Genomic DNA, 18,181 nt, shown 5'->3' with positions numbered 1-18,181 from the left:
TCGCTCAAAAAAGATTCTAAACTTAACTCTTTTTTTTAAATACAAAAATAAATATATGTACACACCGGTAGCTGCAGACGTAGCGAAACTTAGAAACACGACAGGGGCAGGTATGATGGACTGCAAAAAAGCTTTGGTTGAGGCAGAAGGAGACTTCGAAAAAGCAATTGAAATCCTTAGAAAAAAAGGACAGAAAGTTGCTGCCAACAGAGCCGACAGGGAATCTACTGAAGGTGCAGTTATTGCAAAAGTGAATGACGATAAAACTAGAGGGGTTATTATTGCCCTGAACTGTGAAACTGACTTCGTGGCTAAGAACGAAGAGTTTGTAAAACTTGCTCATGACCTGGCTGAAATGGCTCTTGGAAAAACCAAAGAAGAGCTTTTGGCTTCAGATTATAAAGGCATTACCGTTGCTGATAAACTGATCGAGCAGACAGGTGTTATTGGTGAAAAAATTGAAATCGGTTCTTTTGAAACCATTGAAGGACCTTTCCTGGGCGCATACATCCATGCTGGAAACAAAATCGCTGCCATCACTTCCCTTTCCGCAAACGTAAACGGATCTGAAGAGGCGGCTAAAGCAGTTGCAATGCAGGTTGCAGCTATGAACCCAATCGCTCTGGACGAGACAAAGGTTTCTCAGGACACGATTGACAAAGAACTGGAAATTGAAAGAGACCTGCTTATCAAGGAAGGTAAACCGGAGAACATCATCGACAATATCCTGAAAGGGAAAATGCAGAAGTTCTACAAAGAAAATACCCTTGTACATCAGGCATTCATTAAGGACGGAAATATGTCTGTAAGCGATTACGTAAAATCAATTGACGCTGACCTTAAAGTAGTTGGTTTTGTAAGAGTTAGCCTTACCTAATAACCAACTATATCCCGATACATTCTCCCTGATTTTTCAGGGAGTTTTTTTTTATAAGTAATCCACAATTATTGAGTAATTTTGTCACCATTTTTACATGGATTATGAAAAAACTTTTATTTGCTTTCCTTCTTTTTTTCAGTTTCTTAGGATTCGCACAACTGGACACCGACCACTGGTTTGCGCCCATGGCTGCAAAAGCAGGTAATTCCGGCGCTGAAAGCTATGTATATCTTTCCACTAACGAAACTACACCTTTCACTGTAAGCATTTACAATAATAATACCCTGTTTACCACTGCCACCATCAGTAAAGGGAATCCGGCGCAGGTATATATTCCGGAAAGTTTTATGATGGGATTAAACCAATCCCAACTTTTCACACCCGTAAGCAAGGGAATCTTTCTGCAGGGTCCTAAAAAATACTTTGCCAACTACCGTTTCTCGGTAACCAATCACGCCGAGATCATCACTTCCAAAGGACTGGCAGGGCTTGGCACCACTTTCTATGCGGCCATGGCACCCCTTACCGGTACAGGAACTTACATTAACTCCACCATAGGGGTTATGGCAACAGAAGACAATACGACGGTTACCGTTTCGGGATATGACCCCACGGTTGTCTTTTCAGACGGAAGTTCCAGTGCAACTAAGACGTTCACGCTCAACAGGGGGCAGTCTTACATCCTGGACGCTGTAAGTACGGCGGGACCCGGGAATCTGGACGGCCTTATCGGTGCACGGATAGACGCCAACCACCCGGTATCAGTTACCAACGGTAACTTTAACGGTATTTACACCAATTTCAATTTCACCAACAATGACATCCTGATGGACCAGGCTGTTCCCGTGGACAGATTAGGCAAAAATTTCGTTATGGTGAAGGGAAATGCGCCGGTAACGTCGGGCATGGAGACGGCACTCATAGTAGCTACTGAAAATAATACCAGCGTCTCTGTGAACGGGAGCCCGACGGGCATCGTACTTAATGAAGGGGAATATACCATGATAGACGGGTTCAACTATACACTGCAGGGCACTACGCACTATAACATGGGTATCAGTACGAATAATAACGTCTATGTATACCAGTTTCTGGGAGGAACTTCCAGCGGCAGTGTTTATGCGGCCGGAGGATTCAACTATATACCACCCTTAAGCTGTTTCCTGCCGAATAAAGTAGATGAAATCGGAAACATCAACAGTCTTGGCTCTGCAACTTACAGCACCAAACTCAACATCATTACGCAAACCGGCGCCAATGTCACCATTAACGGCACTCCGGTATCACCTTTGAACGGACCGTTTCCCGTTGTAGGTAATCCGGACTGGGTTACCTATTCGGTATCCAATGTTTCGGGCAACATAACGGTGAATTCAACGAAGTCAGTCACAGCGGGCATTGCTGCAGGCAGCGGAGCCGTAGGCTACGGCGGTTATTTTGCCGGCTTTTCCTCCGTACCCGTAATTTCAAAAACCGGCGACTGTTATGCCGGAATTCTGCTTCAGGTTGATAATTCCTATGATGCGTACCAATGGTTCCTGAATGGCGTAGCCATACCCGGTGCGACAACCTTCTCCATCAACCCTGATCTTTACGGATCGGGAACCTACACGGTTCTGATCACAAAAAACCTCTGCGAATCCAAACTCACTGAGCCTTATTCCTATACCGCGTGTCCTCCAATAAGCACAAGCATCCAAAATATTGGGTCCTGTAACACCCTCACAGTTACACCTGCTTTCACCACTTCCGGTCAACCAATTAATCCATCACTAACCCAAATAATTGCGGCGCCGGCTTCCGGTACAGCAACGGTGAACGGTGTTACTGGAGTCATAACCTATACACCTGCTGCCGGACTCACCGCAGATACACAGGTTCAGTTTGTGTATTACCTGCAGGGTACTGGCAATCCGGCAGATTTTGAATACTTCCGCGTGACAGTCAATATCGACGTGCTCCAAACTACCAATGCCTCATTGGTTTCATGCGCGGGTGCGAATGGTAACGCTAATTTTAACCTTACGTCAGTAAGCAATTCACCGGATGCGGGAACTACCGCCCAATATTTTACCAATGCGAACCTAACCGGGGCGATAGCAGATCCAACCAACTACTCCGCTCCCACGGGTTTGGTGTACGTGCAGGTAACTTCGGCCTCGGGGTGTGTAGCCACCTCTCAAATTCAGCTTACAGCGGTAGCGGCACCCAATATTAACCCCGCCGCGTATAATACAAGTATTTGTGACAGCGATCTGGACGGCTTAATAAACGTAAGTTTCAGCGATGTTACGCCTGTAATTGTAAATAATTCCGGCCAGTTTAATGTCCGGTACTATTTAAATCAGGCAGATGCCGCTGCCGGAAATAACAACACCCTCGGGAATGCCTGGACTTTCAGTACACCTACTACCGTATATGTGCGTGTTGATGCTTTGAACGGCAACTGCGCACCTGCGTTGGACCAACTGAATTTCACAGTAGGCCCAAAAGTTCCGGTACTTACTTCCAACCACACTGCAACTCTTTGCGACCCGGACGGAAACGGCTCGGAACCAGCTAACCTGAACAATTACACAAACGCATTTACAGTGGATCCTGGCGCAACCTTCACTTTCCACGGTACACTGGCAAATGCCAATGCAGGAACGAATGCCGTAAGTGCGAACCAAACCGTAACCGGCACCGGTGTTTATTATATCCGGATCCAGCATCCCGGTTTTTGCCCTATGGTGGTTGAATTAAACCTCACACTGCAGTCCCTTAACGTTAATCCCGCTACGCTTTCCTCATGTGCGAATGCGGCAGGTGCAGGTACCTTCAACCTCACAACAGCAAATGTAACCGGCACACCGGGTGTTACACTGGGATACTTCTCCGATCCGGCACTCACTGTCACTATACCCGATCCTACAAATTATACAGCCGCACCGGGCAATGTATATATTCAGGTTTCCACAGCAAACAACTGCTCAGCGGTTGCTGTTGTAACACTTAACGTAATACCGCTGCCTAACCTTAATACTGCCGGATTCAACGGAGCACTTTGCGATGAAAATTTTGACGGCACGGTTCAGGTAAACTTCTCTGCTGTTACCCCACAGATTGTAAATAATTCCGGAGCTTTCAATGTTCGCTATTATCTGGTGCAGGCCGATGCCGTTGCGGGAAATAACAACAACCTTCCGGCGAACTGGAGTTATACAGCCACAACAACAGTTTATGTGCGCGTGGACAGTAACACGGGGAACTGTACGCCCGCTCTGGGACAGATTATCTTTAGCATTGGAAACCAGTTAACACTCATTTCCGGCACTGGCACAGCCGAAGTATGTGACAACGATCTTAACGGTTCGGAGCAGATAAATCTAAATTCTTACAGTTCTTTATTTACAGTAAACCCCGGCGTAACTGCTTCATTTCACAATTCACTGGCTGACGCTCAGAACGATGCAAATGCACTGGCGGGCACTCAACTTATCACAGGCACCCAAACTTTTTATGTACGTTTTGAGAGTAACAATGCGTGCCCCAACACAGCTCAGCTTACCCTGACGATTAAATCACCAAAAAAATCTGATGTTTTAAAGGATATCACCATCTGTCCGGGAGCTTCAACACAACTGGATGCGGGCCCGGGTTTTACAGCATATCTCTGGAGCAACGGTGCGACTACCCAGTCCATCAATGCAACTGTTGGCAACTACTATGTTGACTTAAGTTTTAACGGCTGTACCTACAGACAGTATGTAAGCGTTCTGGCTGCCCAGGAACCTGTAATTACCAGTATTGAGGTGAAAGGAGACGTAGTAACCATCAATGTTTCCGGCGGAACTCCGCCTTATCAGTATTCGCTGGATGGTATTAACTGGCAATCCTCGCCGGTTTTCATGGGAGTAGCAAAAGGAACGCAGACCGCTTATGTTCTTGCCGCCGAAAAATGCCGCCCTGTGACAAAGGAATTTCTGGTTCTGGATCTGATTAATGCCATTACTCCAAACGGAGACGGAATTAATGATGTGCTTGATTATTCGGACCTGAGAAATAAAGAGAACGTTTCGATAGAAGTTTTTGACCGTTATGGCGCATTGGTCTATCAGTCCAAAACCAGGAACTACATCTGGGACGGCCGTGTAGGCGGAAGAGTGATCAGCAGTGGAACCTATTGGTACCTTATCAAATGGACAGACCCGGGATCCATGGAACACATGGAGTACAGTGGCTGGATTTTGCTGAAAAACCGCGACTAATGCTTTTTACTTAAAAATAATATCCCTGAATACAAATTTTATTATAAATTTGTTAAATTGATTAAAAATACCAGAAATATGAAAAAACATCTACTTATTTTGGTGCTTATGCTTGTTACCGCCACCAACCTCTGGGCACAGCGGGATACTGAGCATTGGTTTGCACCTATGAGGGACCGTGCAAGTTCTACTTCGTCGGTTCAAACGCTTTTCCTTTCTACGGATTCCGTAACCCCGTTCCCGGTAAATATTTACAATAACAACGCGGTAATTGGCACTGTTACGATAAGCAAAGGAAATCCCGGAACCTTCATTGTACCCAAGACGGCAATCGTGGCGACAACCGACGCGGAATGTATGACAACTTCTACAAAAGGTCTTTACCTGCAGGGTCCAACTCCATTCTATGCCAGTCTCCGTATCTACATTTCTTCTCACGGCGAATTCATTGCATCTAAGGGAAAAGCCGGAATCGGCACATCCTTCCGTGCAGTTGTAACGCCTAACAATTATGTAACCAGTATTACCAATTTCGTAACCAGCGTTTTGGCTACTGTAGACAACACCACCGTTACCATAAACGGTTACCAGCCAACTGTAGAGTTTGCCGGTGGAGTTACAGGAGCAGCTTTGCCGAGTATCACGGTAACCCTGAATAAAGGTCAGTCCTATATTGTAGAAGGACCGGGAAATATAGCCGGAAATGCTAATGCCTTTTCAGGAGCACTGATTACCTCAGATAAACCCATATCCGTGATGAACGGTAATATGAACGGCAACTATGCACTGGGTTCATTTGGCGGATCAGATATCATCATGGACCAGTCCGTACCAATTGAACGTCTCGGTAAAACCTTTGTAATCATCAAAGGAAATGCGAACATAGGCACCAATATGGAAGGGGCACTGGTAACCGCAACCGAAGATCAGACTGACATCTTTATTAACGGTTCCCCCACAGCCGCTGCCACCATCAATGCTGGACAGACTTTCCGGATTATGGACACCAACTTCGTGGACCAGGGAAGCGGCCATTTCAACCTTTATATTTCTACCACGAAGAATGTGTATGTGTATCAGCTCATAGGTGGACGACCGACTGACAATGCCACAGAAGGATGGAACTATATACCGCCGTTAAGCTGCTATCTGCCCAGAAAGATTGATGAGATCGGTATGGTGAATTACATCACACCTACCAATAACAGTACGAATCTCAGCAACTGGCTGCTGAAGCTTAATATCCTTACAGAGGCAGGTGCAACTGTTACCATAAACGGTAATCCACCACCAGCCGGATCGGGTCCCTTCAATGTTACCGGAACCACCAACTGGGTGACCTATTCGGTTCCGAATCCTACCGGAAACGTAGCTATTAATTCTAATAAAGCTGTGACCGCAGGGGTTACCGGTGGATATGTTACCGCAGGTTTCGGTGGTTACTTTGCAGGATTTTCATCAGTTCCGGCCATCGTGAAGGAAACTGGAGAATGTATTCCCGGAATTGTGCTGGCCGTAGATGATATCTATACTACTTACCAGTGGTTCCTGAACGGCAATCCAATTGCAGGTGCCAATACATTTCAATATACTCCTACCGTTCCCGGTGTATACACCTGTACTGTAAGTATTCCAGGATGTACTCCGGTTACAACTCCACCGTACGAAGTTTTCCCTTGTCCTACAAATACGACACAAACGGTTAATGTGTGTGGTGGAAGACAGTTTACAGTAGCTTTCACAAACTCTACACAACCCCTGGATTTAAACTCGATTACCATAACCAACCAACCTGCTAACGGTACGGTAACAGTGAACAATGTTACAGGTACAATTTATTATGTGCCTGCAGCAGGATATCTGGGCCCGGATACCTTTACTTATGAATTCCAGAGTACTGTACCGACCTTCTTCGACAGCGAAATTGTTACTGTGAATATTAATGTGGTGCTTTTGGAAACAGATGATGATACAATCACTGCGTGTCCGTACAACGGGGTAGCTACTTACGATCTTACGACCGCTGATGTTTCGGACTATCCATTAGCAACCTTCAACTATTATCCTACGCTTACCGATGCACAGAACGGAACAAATGAGATCCTGACTCCGGCAGCCTACGTGTCCGCCGCGGGCAGTGTTTTCGTGAAAGTGACTACACCTGAAGGATGTGTTGATTATTCCAAAATCACACTTCTGTTCTATGCACAGCCACAGGTTAATGATGCTACATTACAGTCCTGCTTTATTCCTGCAGCACCAACAACAGCTATCTTTGACCTTACAACTGCAAACGTGGGCGGCGGCTTGGGTGCGCTGAAAAATTATTTCCCATCTCTGGCAGATGCCGAGAACAATACGAATGAGATACAGAATCCGTTCGTACATAATTCTACCAATAATACGGTGTATGTAAGGGTATATAACAACAACGGCTGCTACAGCATTGCAAAAATTACATTAACGGTAATTCCTCCTACCTACTCTACAGTTCTACAGGACAAAGAAATCTGTGTTGAGGACCGTACCACTTTGGATGCAGGACCCGGATTTGATGCCTACGAATGGAGCAACGGCGCTACTACACAAAGTATTTCTAACGTTGCGGTTGGTGAATACTGGGTGATCCTGACCAAGAACGGATGTGAAACGTTACAAAAGGTAAGAGTGACCAAAGTTCCTGAAGTGGTAATTACAAATATTGACATTACCAATAATACAGTAACACTAACGGTAAAAGGTGGAAAACAACCTTACCAATATTCCGCTGACGGAATTAATTGGCAGGATTCCAACGTATTTACTGAAGTACCGCGCGGTCAGAACATTTTCTTTGTAAAAGATGCGTTCAACTGCGAACCGGTAACTGTTGAGATTACGGTTCCTAACCTCATCAACGTGATTACACCTAATGGCGACGGTATCAATGACTATATTGACTATTCTGCGCTTAGGTACAAACAAAATCTGACCTTCTCTGTTTATGACAGATATGGAAACAGAGTTCACCTTGCCGACAAGAATAACTTCTACCGTTGGGACGGCAGATTTGCCAGCAAGAAATTAATTACCGGAACTTACTGGTACCATATTACATGGAACGAACCAGACGGAACACAGGCTCCGGTTATGTATAAAGGCTGGATCCTGGTGAAAAACAGGGAATAAATTTTATTCAAAGAATTCATTTTAAACACGGCAATTTTGCCGTGTTTTTTATTGCCGGTGAGAGAACAGGCGAAAACCTCGCATAAAATTTCTAAATTTGTAAATATTTAAAATCCAGTAAAAATGAAAAAACAATTACTCCTTTTCTTTCTTCTGGTACTTTCGTTAGGGAATCTCCGTGCACAGTTTGATACTGATCATTACATTGCGCCCTATTTTGCAAGTACCACCGGCTACACGCACGGACTTTACTTTTCAACAAAATCAACTACGCCATTTAACGTAGAAATCTATAACAACGGCACGGTTGTGCACACGATTACAGGTCTGAGCAAAAACAATCCTCAGGTCTGGATTATGACTACTGCACAAGCTCAGCAATATATATTTGCAAGTGCAGACGCAGATGCACTGGTTGTTACCAACCGCGGACTTTATACAAAAGCAGTGGGCACAGCCAATGATATGCGCTATTTTGTTTCGTTGAGACTCAGACAGTCAGCGCATGGTGAATTCCTTACTTCAAAAGGAAAGGCAGGACTTGGTCTTCAGTTTTACGCGGCACCTGCCCCACTGACTTACAACTCGTCTTCAATGAACTTTACTGCAGGGGTTCTGGCTACGGAAAACAATACAACTGTTACCGTAAGCGGATATAATGCGGGCATTAGGTTTGTAAACGGACCTGCTGCCAATACACCTCCTTCTTATACATTTACACTTAACAAGGGTCAGTCTGTTCTTCTTGCCGGAGAAGCTAATTTCGCCGCAAACCAGACAGGGTTCATCGGTGCCAAGATTACTGCGGATAAACCTATTTCCATGACCAATGGTAATGCCAACGGTATGTTCGGTACCGCCAACACCACTTCAGGTTCCGATCTCATCCTGGACCAAAGTGTCCCGGTAGAAAGGCTGGGTAATACCTTTGCCATGGTGCGGAGTCTAACTTACCTGGCAGACGCTTCAAACGTAGAAGGCGGACTTGTAGTAGCCAAGGAAGACAATACACAGATATTCCTGAACGGCTCTGCTACGGCCGCGGCAACAATTAACGAAGGACAGTATTACCGAATCCTAAGCAACAACTACATTAACCAGGGTAATAATCATTACAATATGTACATCAGTACTTCCAAGCCGGTTTATCTTTACCAGCTTTTGGGAACAGGTACTTCTTCCGCAGGCACTAATACGGCAGGATATAACTATATACCGCCTTTGAGCTGCTATATGCCGCGCGAAGTGGATGAAATTGGCTTCATTAACCAGATGCCGAGTCATACCGGCGCTATCAATATGAAACTTAATATTCTGACGGAATCAGGTGCAACGGTAACCGTGAACGGTGTAACACCAACAGCCGTTCAGGGTCCTTATCCTGTTACAGGAAATCCTAACTGGGTATCATATGATGTGCCCAATGTAACCGGCAATCTTACGATAGTTTCCAACAAGGCGCTTACTGCCGGTATCAACGGAGGATATTCTACGGCCGGATACGGAGGTTATTTCGCTGGGTTTTCTTCTGTACCTGCTATTGTAAAGCAAACAGGCGAGTGTATACCGGGTCTTATTCTTGCTGTAGATGATATTTATGAAACCTATCAGTGGTTCTTGAACGGAAACCCTATCGCAGGTGCAAATACTTTCCAGTATAGCCCTACGGTACCGGGTGTCTATACCTGTACAGTAAGTATTTCGGGATGTGCTCCTGTAACTACACCTGAGTATGAAGTTTTCCCATGTCCTGTAAATACAACACTTGATGTTAATGTTTGCGGCGGAAGGACTTTTGATGTTGAATTCAGCAGCTCTACACAAACAGTGGACCTCAATTCCATTGTGATTACCAGCCAACCGGCAAACGGTACCGTGGCTGTTGATAATTTAAACGGAACCATCACCTACACGCCAAATGCGGGTTATTTAGGGCCGGATACTTTTACTTACGCTTTCCAAAGTACAGTTCCTGTTTTCTTTGACAGCGAATCTGTAACAGTAAATATCAATGTCGTTCTGCTGGAAACAACAGATGATGCGCTGATTGCCTGTCCGTTTAACGGCGTGGCAACCTATGACCTTACCACCACGGATGTTACCAATTATCCGGGAGCTACATTTAATTACTATCCGACTCTTACAGATGCGCAAAACGGTACGAATGAAATCCTGGTACCAGCTGCCTATGTGTCAGCAGCAGGAAATGTTTTTGTTAAAGTAACCACACCCGAAGGATGTGTGGACTACGCCACAATCACTCTTTCATTCTATGACCAGCCCGCATTAAATGATGCAGTTATGGAGTCATGTTTTATAGCAGGCTCCCCGGTTACAGGAGAATTTGATCTGAGTACTGCGAATGTAGGCGGAGGAATCGGTGCTACCAAAGACTATTTTCCATCCCTAACCGATGCACTTAACAACACCAATCAAATCCAAAATCCGTTTGTTTACCTGAGTTCAAGCACAGAGGTCTTCGTACGGGTTTATACCGCCAATGGCTGTTACGGAATCGCCAAGATTACTCTTAATGTAATTCTGCCAAACTACTCCTCCGTACTTCAGGATAAAGTGATCTGTATTGAAGATAAAACCACACTAGATGCAGGACCCGGTTTTGAAGCTTATGAGTGGAGCACCGGCGCCACTACCCAAACCATCTCTGACGTAGGTGTTGGCGAATATTGGGTATTGCTTACCACAGACGGCTGTAAAACCAAACAAACTGTAAGAGTACATAAAGCACCTGAAGTTATCATCAACAACATTGATATCACCAATAACACGGTAACCTTGACCGTTACAGGCGGGCAGCTTCCGTACCAGTACTCGGCTGACGGAATAAACTGGCAGGATTCCAATATCTTCACTGAAGTACCGAGAGGTCAGAATACTTTCTATGTGAAGGATGCACTGGACTGTGTTCCGGTTGCAGTGGAAATTACTGTTCCTAATCTGGTGAACGTGATTACGCCAAATTCCGACGGAATTAATGATTTTGTGGATTATTCAGCACTGCGTTATAAGAAAAACCTGACTTTCTCCGTATATGACAGATATGGAATCAAAGTTCACGAGGGAAATAAAAATAACGACTACCGCTGGGACGGACGTGTGGCCGACAAGAAGGTGAGCACAGGAACTTACTGGTACCATATTTCATGGACAGAGCCGGATGCAACCGCTGCTCCGGTAACTTACAAAGGATGGATACTTGTAAAGAACAGAGAATAAATTAATCATTTACATGATAAGAACACGGCAGATTTGCCGTGTTTTTTTTGCTTAAAACATTGAGAATGATATATATAATCTTTAAATTTGTATGACATCCATCATTTCAATGAAAAAAATTCTATCTATTTTCCTTGTATTTCTGATGTTTTCATCTGTATCTGCCCAGCTGGACCGGGAGCACTGGTTTGCCCCGATGGTAGACCGGACCGGTAATCCTAACCCGTTTCAAAAGCTGTATTTATCAACCAACAGGACCATACCGTTTCCGGTAAGCATCTACAATAATAATGTTCTGATAGGTACCGTAACAATAAGCAAAGGCAATCCACAAAAATTTGATGTCCCCAGGAATTTTATTATAACCACCCTTCAATCCGATCTTTTTACACCTATAACAAAAGGACTTCATGTTTCAGCAGAATTTCCCTTCTATGCCAACCTCCGCTTCTCCGTGTACAATCATGCCGAGATTGTAACCTCTAAAGGAATCTCATCCACAGGAACAACATTCTACACTGCCACAGCACCCATCACTGTACAGAATCCGATCCTCAATTTTATGACGAGCATCCTTGCCACTGAGGACAATACAAGCGTAACTGTCTCGGGCTATGCGTCTACAGTTCAGTTTTCGAACGGTACCACGGGTGCCGCAAACCCAACGATGACCTTTGTGCTGAATAAAGGCCAGTCCTATATCATTGAAGGGAAAGGCGAGATTTCTTCAAATTCCGACTCTTTCATCGGCAGCAAGATTGTGGCATCAAAACCTGTGAACGTGACCAACGGTAACTTCAACGGACAGTATGCGGGCGCACACCCTCTCAGTTCAGATATACTTATGGACCAATCCATTCCCACCAATCAGTTGGGCAATAATTTTGCGCTCGTGAAAGGAAACGGTACCATTGGGTCCAACATGGAAGGCGCCCTGGTCATCGCCACTCAAAACAACACGCAGGTATTTCTGAATAATGAAACTGTGGCCGCAGCCGTGCTGAACGAAGGTGACTACTACGTTGTGCCGGATACAAAGTATGTTCTGCAGGGAAACAATCATTACAACCTCTATATCACTACTACGCAAAATGCCTATGTCTATCAGTTGCTTTCCGGTATAGACAATGGGGGCAATACCGTAGCCACAGGAGGCTTCAACTTCATTCCGGCATTAAACTGCTATCTCCCCAAACAGATTGATGAACTTGGGTTTATTGATGAAAATGAAGTATTCTCCAATGCTAATCCCACCGGTATACTCAATGTACCTACAAAACTCAACCTTATTACGGAAACGGGTGCCAACGTCCTGGTTAACGGTACAGCTCCGCCCGCAGGCACGGGACCTTTCCCAATGACCGGCACCACAAACTGGGTAACCTACGGAATCCCTAACGTAACCGGAAATATTACAGTAAATTCCAACAAGGCCATCACCGCTGGAATCAATGCCGGCAGTGATGCTGTAGGATACGGTGGTTTCTTCGCAGGCTTCCCTACACAACCGGTTATACTCACTTCCGGAACCAGTTGTATCCCCGGCCTTGTTCTTACCGTAGACCCCGTAATATATGACTCGTACCAGTGGCTCCTGAACGGAACGCCCATACCTGGTGCCACCTCACCCTCCATTTCACCCGTGCAGCCGGGTTACTATACGGCGTCCGTAACCATGGGAAGTTGCGCACCTCTGGTGACCACCCCCTATAAAGTGGAGAAATGTATGGTGAACTCGTCTGTGGTCTATAATATATGTTCGTCGCAAAACATTACACCTGCTTTTTCCGCGGTTACGATTCCCCAAACTGTGGTTGCGGCAACAGTTGCCGTTACAGTTCCTCCCACCTTGGGTACGGTAAGCATTAATGCTGCCACCGGCCAGCTTACCTATACAGCTAATAATCCGGGTGTTACAGCAACTGATACTTTTACTTATACATTCTGCGGAAGTGATCCGGATTTTCCGGAGTGTGAGACCGTCACAGTAACCATAAACATCGCCCAGATCCCGGTAAATAATGTTACCCTGAATGCCTGCAGCGGTCCAAACGGGCTGGGCACCTATAACCTGACGCTTGCACAGGTGACCACGCAGTCCCCGGTAACCGTTACGTACTATCCTACCCTGGCCGATGCACAAATCGAGAATGCCGCCGCGCTTATTTCGGATCCAACTAATTACAGCACAGCTGCGGGCGTCACCGTCTATGCAGTAGTAAGATCTCCTGAAGGCTGTAAAAGTATTGCAAATATCATCCTGGGACTTTTTCCCCTGGCTACCGTTGCAGACTATACCGGAACTTTTTGTGATGAAAATCTGGACGGTATCTTTGAAGTTATTTTCAACACCGTAACCGCGCAGATTCTTCCGAATGCAGCCTATTTCAGTGTGAGTTACTATGCCACTCTGGCTGATGCAAACGCAGGTGGAGCTAACAGTCTGCCGAACAACTGGACTTATACCTCAAATACAACAATATACATCCGCGTGAACTCCCCCGACGGTTGCCCACCGGTGATCAAGGCACTTAATTTTATAGCCGGTACACCTTTGCCACTGCTTGTAAATTCAAACCTGCAGGCGATCTGTGATGACAATACCGACGGTGCTAAAGATGTAAACCTTTCAGCCTTCCTGACCAATTTTACGTTGGACCCACTGGTGACAGCTACCTTCCACTCCACTCTTGCGGATGCCCAGAATGACAGTAACGCACTACCAATTCCTGTGACGGTGACCGGCAGCCAGACTTTCTACATACGGTTCGAAAAATCAGGTGCCTGTCCCGCAACAGCTACCCTGACCATTACCGTCAAAACACCCAAGACATCGGACCAGCTTGCAGATGCCGTAATTTGTCCAGACGGTACCACGGTACTGGACGCAGGTCCCGGCTTCGACAGCTACCTGTGGAGCAACGGTGCTACCTCTCAAACTATCACAGTAGGCACAGGTACCTATTGGGTAGACCTCACCTTCAACGGCTGTGTTTACCGCCAGACCGCAACAGTCACTGCTTCAGAACTGCCAGAAATCACCGGCATAGACATCAAGGACAATACGGTGACCGTTACGGTAAGCGGCGGTACGCCACCTTACCAGTACTCACTGGATGGCCTGACCTGGCAGACTTCAAATGTCTTTAACGGGATCAGCAGAGGAACGTATACCGTCTATGTGAAGGATGCTTTGGACTGCGGAATAGTGACCCGACAGTTTGCCTTCATCAACCTCATCAATGCCATCACCCCAAATGACGACGGTTTTAACGATTCCATCGATTATTCCGAACTGCTGACCAAGGAAGACCCTGTTTTCAGAATCTTTGACCGGTATGGTGCAGAAGTTTTCCGCGGAACCCCTGCCAACCGTTTCCGGTGGGACGGTAAAACCTCACCTACCCGTCACGTGAGCACAGGCACCTACTGGTACATCCTGCAGTGGCGCGAGTTCGGTTCTCCAACCACATTCCATTACACCAGCTGGCTGCTGGTAAAAAACAGAATGGGTAACATCTTCAAAGAATAAAGCAAAAGAAAAAGGCACCTGTGTGGTGCCTTGCCTGTATTAAAACCTTAAAATTTGCCCCGCTGCCTCATGTGCGGGTTATGCATATGTTTCTGCATGGATGGCATTTTCATCTGGTCCTTCATCATCTTAATCTGGTCCGTCATCATACCTGCCGTATCCAACTTTTTGGCCTCTTCCAGTAAACGCTGTCCTTCCTGACGTCTGCCTCTTGAGATTGCCGAAGCAGCGAGGTTAAGCGTAGCCATAGCACGGTCCTGTTTCATATTAAGGCCGTACTCCAGCGCCTTTTTCATATAAGGCTCCACTTTGGAGGGGCTGTCCTGAGCCAGTGTCAACCCTGTAAGATAATGGAAATATCCGTACTGGGTCCTGTGAAGCTGTGTTGGATAGTTGGTAACCCTTGCCAGCCAGGAGGCCGCTTTCTCCATGTTCTGTTTCCGCAGATGCCAAAAAGCCATCAGGATCATCTCATTTTTAAAGTAAAGCAGGATCGGAAAGGAGGAAAGGAGAAATACCACCACTCCCCAGCCAATGTTCCGTGTGAAGAACATCATATAAATTCCGGATATAATCAATATTGCCGCAAGTGCAATTTTAATGTTTTTGTTCATGAATGAAATTTTAAGACTGCAAAGATAGGTAATTTGCCTAAAAATTACAGGTTTATACCTGCTCCGCATTCAGCGGGATAATCCGCTCAAAAGTCTGGAACTTCATATCAAACCTGTTCTTTTCATCGCTTGCAAAGTTCACCTCATCAGTCATCTGCCATATTTTCATATCAATCTCCGGGAAAAAGGTATCCGCATCGCACTCTCCATCCACACGGGTCACTTCCAGTTTATCGGTAAGATCCATAGTCTGTTCGTAAATATTACCCCCACCGATAATAAAGATATTTTCGTCAATTTTCTTAGCAAATTTCAAGGCTTCTTTAATGCTCCCAACGATCAAAATGCCCTCCTGAAACCAGTCTTTTTTCCGACTGATCACGATATTGGTGCGGTTAGGCAGAGGTTTGCCAATACTTTCAAAAGTCCTGCGGCCCATAATCACCGGATGACCCGAAGTAATGCTCTTAAAATGCTTCAAATCTGCAGGCAAATGCCAAAGCATTCGGTTCTCCAGCCCAATTCCGTTTTTCCGGTCCATCGCTACAACAATAGTGGTCATCTTTTAGGTATTTCAGCAAAAGTAGCACATAATTTGTATATTTGGTTAGCGAATTTTTTTTAAAAATAAATTAATAAACTATGAAAAACAAAGGTTGTTTAAGCGCCGGAACACTCGGGATTGCATTACTTGTCATCTTAGGTCTTGTGCTTTTATGGGGCGTACCAAAATACAATAATCTGGTCGCTCAGGAACAGACGGTAAATACCAAATGGAGTAACGTGGAAACTGTTTATCAGAAAAGGGCTAACCTGATTCCAAACCTGGAAAGAACCGTGAAATCGTATGCACAGTTTGAGCAGGAAACCCTGACCAAAGTGATAGAAGCCCGTTCCAAAGCCACTTCAATTAATGTGGACCCTACCAATATGACCGAGCAGGATATGGCCCGTTTCCAGGCTGCACAGGGTGAACTTACTGGTGCACTGAGCCGACTTATGGCAGTTGTGGAGCAGTATCCTAACCTGAAGGCAGACCAGCAGTACACCAATTTCCAGCGCGAATACATCGCTATTGAGAACAGCATACGTGCTGAAACGGTGGTCTTCAACGGTGCTGCGCAGGAATTCAATACCAGCATCAAGACTTTCCCGAACAATATCCTGGCAAACTTCACCAATTTTAAGGAGAAGCCCTACTTTAAGGCTGCGGCCGGTGCCGAACAGGCTCCTGAAGTATTTACCAATTAAAAAGGTAATGAGTAATTTCCTAAGCAATACTCAAATGGCTTCCCTTGTGGAAGCCATTAAAACAGCCGAAGACCATTCTACAGGTGAAATACGGGTGCATATCGATTCCAATACGGAGGACGATAATGCCGAGGTGGCCTTTGAGGTGTTCAAAAGGCTTTGCATGGAGAAAACGGCAGAGCGTAACGCGGTACTCTTCCATATCAACTTTGAGCAAAGGTATCTTACCATTATAGGTGACGAAGGTATACATAAGAAAGTACACCAGCAGTTTTGGGACAAAATGCATGATGATATTACGGCTGGCTTTGCAAAAGGCCGTTTCTTTGAACCACTGCAGAAAGCGATACTTGATACGGGTACTGAACTAAAAAAATATTTTCCTGTGACGGGAGAAAACAAAAACGAACTCTCTGATGAGATTAGCTTCTCTTAAATTTTTTACTGTCTTTTTATTTTGCTGTGCCTGGATTCAGACTCACGCCCAGTACAAAATTCCCCAAAAACCGGCTGTTTTATATCCTGTATATGACGTAAGCGGCATTCTGAGTGAAAGTGAGAAAGACCTGCTGAACCAAAAACTGATAAAATTCGAAGACAGCACGTCCACCGAGATTGAAGTGATCATCATACCCTCTACGCAGGGCGAAGACGTCAATTTTGTAGCCTGGGAATTCGGTGAAAAGTGGAAAATAGGCAAGAAAGGCACAGACAACGGAATTGTTTTTCTTATTGCCACGGACGACCGTACCATGTCCATACAGCAGGGCCGCGATGTTGAAAAATACCTCACCGCCTCGGTGGCCGGGCAGATCATTGATTATGTGGTGGCTCCCAACTTCAAACAGGGACGTTGGTACGAGGGTATAGACCGTGGCACCAGCGCACTGATGGAAGCCGTACAGGGCAAATACAAACCTGTCGTAAAAAAAAACACCGAAGGCAGCGGCATGAGTTTCTTTGAAATCATTCTAATTGCCTTTTTCGTAATCTTCATCCTCAGTTTTCTTTTCAAAAACCGTGGCGGGGGCAACCGGCATGACGACGATGATGAAATACTTACACGCCGCGGCAGACGGAGTTATCCGGGAGGCTTTTTCCCTTTCCCAATGGGTGGCGGCTTCGGCGGCGGTGGCTTTGGTGGCGGAGGCTTTGGCGGTGGCGGAGGCGGCTTTGGCGGCTTCGGCGGCGGCGGAAGTTTCGGCGGCGGCGGTGCCTCCGGCGGCTGGTAATAAAGGGAATAAAACAC

10 protein-coding genes are annotated in these 18,181 nt (G+C 45.7%); 8 read left to right on the top strand and 2 right to left on the bottom strand.

The genetic code is table 11. The features are described 5' to 3' along the window. Positions 1-55: 55 nt before the first annotated feature. The 5 genes from tsf (at position 56) to P0M11_RS00305 (ending at position 15,067) form a co-directional block, all read left to right on the top strand. The gene (tsf, locus tag P0M11_RS00325) at positions 56-877 is read left to right on the top strand and encodes a translation elongation factor Ts (protein ID WP_275623954.1); all 822 of its coding nucleotides are present in this window, start codon (positions 56-58) and stop codon (positions 875-877) included. Positions 878-981: 104 nt separating this feature from the next. Next, positions 982-5,130 carry a T9SS type B sorting domain-containing protein gene (locus tag P0M11_RS00320; RefSeq protein ID WP_275623953.1) on the top strand — a complete coding sequence of 1,383 codons (4,149 nt, stop codon included), beginning with the start codon at positions 982-984 and terminating at the stop codon, positions 5,128-5,130. 78 nt (positions 5,131-5,208) lie between these two features. Beyond that, positions 5,209-8,298 carry a T9SS type B sorting domain-containing protein gene (locus P0M11_RS00315; RefSeq protein ID WP_275623952.1) on the top strand — a complete coding sequence of 1,030 codons (3,090 nt, stop codon included), beginning with the start codon at positions 5,209-5,211 and terminating at the stop codon, positions 8,296-8,298. Positions 8,299-8,421: 123 nt separating this feature from the next. Then, on the top strand, positions 8,422-11,535 hold the full coding sequence (locus P0M11_RS00310; protein WP_275623951.1) for a T9SS type B sorting domain-containing protein: 3,114 nt from the start codon (positions 8,422-8,424) through the stop codon (positions 11,533-11,535). Between the two features lie 109 nt (positions 11,536-11,644). After that, a complete protein-coding gene (locus tag P0M11_RS00305; RefSeq protein WP_275623950.1) occupies positions 11,645-15,067 on the top strand; it encodes a gliding motility-associated C-terminal domain-containing protein in 3,423 nt (1,140 codons plus the stop codon). Between the two features lie 47 nt (positions 15,068-15,114). Here P0M11_RS00305 and P0M11_RS00300 read toward each other — a convergent pair whose 3' ends face one another. Together P0M11_RS00300 and P0M11_RS00295 are read right to left on the bottom strand one after the other, a co-directional pair. Continuing rightward, positions 15,115-15,681, bottom strand: coding sequence for a DUF2892 domain-containing protein (locus tag P0M11_RS00300; protein WP_275623949.1), 567 nt, complete (start codon positions 15,679-15,681; stop codon positions 15,115-15,117). A gap of 52 nt (positions 15,682-15,733) precedes the next feature. Continuing rightward, complete coding sequence (locus tag P0M11_RS00295; protein ID WP_275623948.1) at positions 15,734-16,243, bottom strand: dihydrofolate reductase; 510 nt, start codon at positions 16,241-16,243, stop codon at positions 15,734-15,736. Positions 16,244-16,323: 80 nt separating this feature from the next. On the opposite strand from P0M11_RS00295, the gene P0M11_RS00290 reads away from it, so the two are divergent. Genes P0M11_RS00290 through P0M11_RS00280 form a run of 3 tightly spaced genes read left to right on the top strand, consistent with a single transcriptional unit; the run spans position 16,324 to position 18,164 of the window. Continuing rightward, positions 16,324-16,932 (top strand): LemA family protein, encoded by a 609-nt coding sequence (locus tag P0M11_RS00290; protein ID WP_158064985.1) that lies wholly within the window; start codon positions 16,324-16,326, stop codon positions 16,930-16,932. 7 nt (positions 16,933-16,939) lie between these two features. Beyond that, entirely contained in the window at positions 16,940-17,368 is a 429-nt protein-coding gene (locus P0M11_RS00285) for a TPM domain-containing protein (RefSeq protein WP_275623947.1), read from the top strand. Continuing rightward, entirely contained in the window at positions 17,349-18,164 is an 816-nt protein-coding gene (locus P0M11_RS00280) for a TPM domain-containing protein (RefSeq protein ID WP_275623946.1), read from the top strand. The genes P0M11_RS00285 and P0M11_RS00280 overlap by 20 nt, the downstream gene beginning before the upstream one ends. The last annotated feature ends 17 nt before the right edge of the window (positions 18,165-18,181 follow it).

Source organism: Kaistella sp. PBT33-4 (assembly GCF_029194425.1).
Taxonomy (GTDB): domain Bacteria; phylum Bacteroidota; class Bacteroidia; order Flavobacteriales; family Weeksellaceae; genus Marnyiella.
The sequence above is the reverse complement of the archived record's forward strand: the minus strand, read 5'-3'. Positions and strand labels throughout refer to the sequence as shown.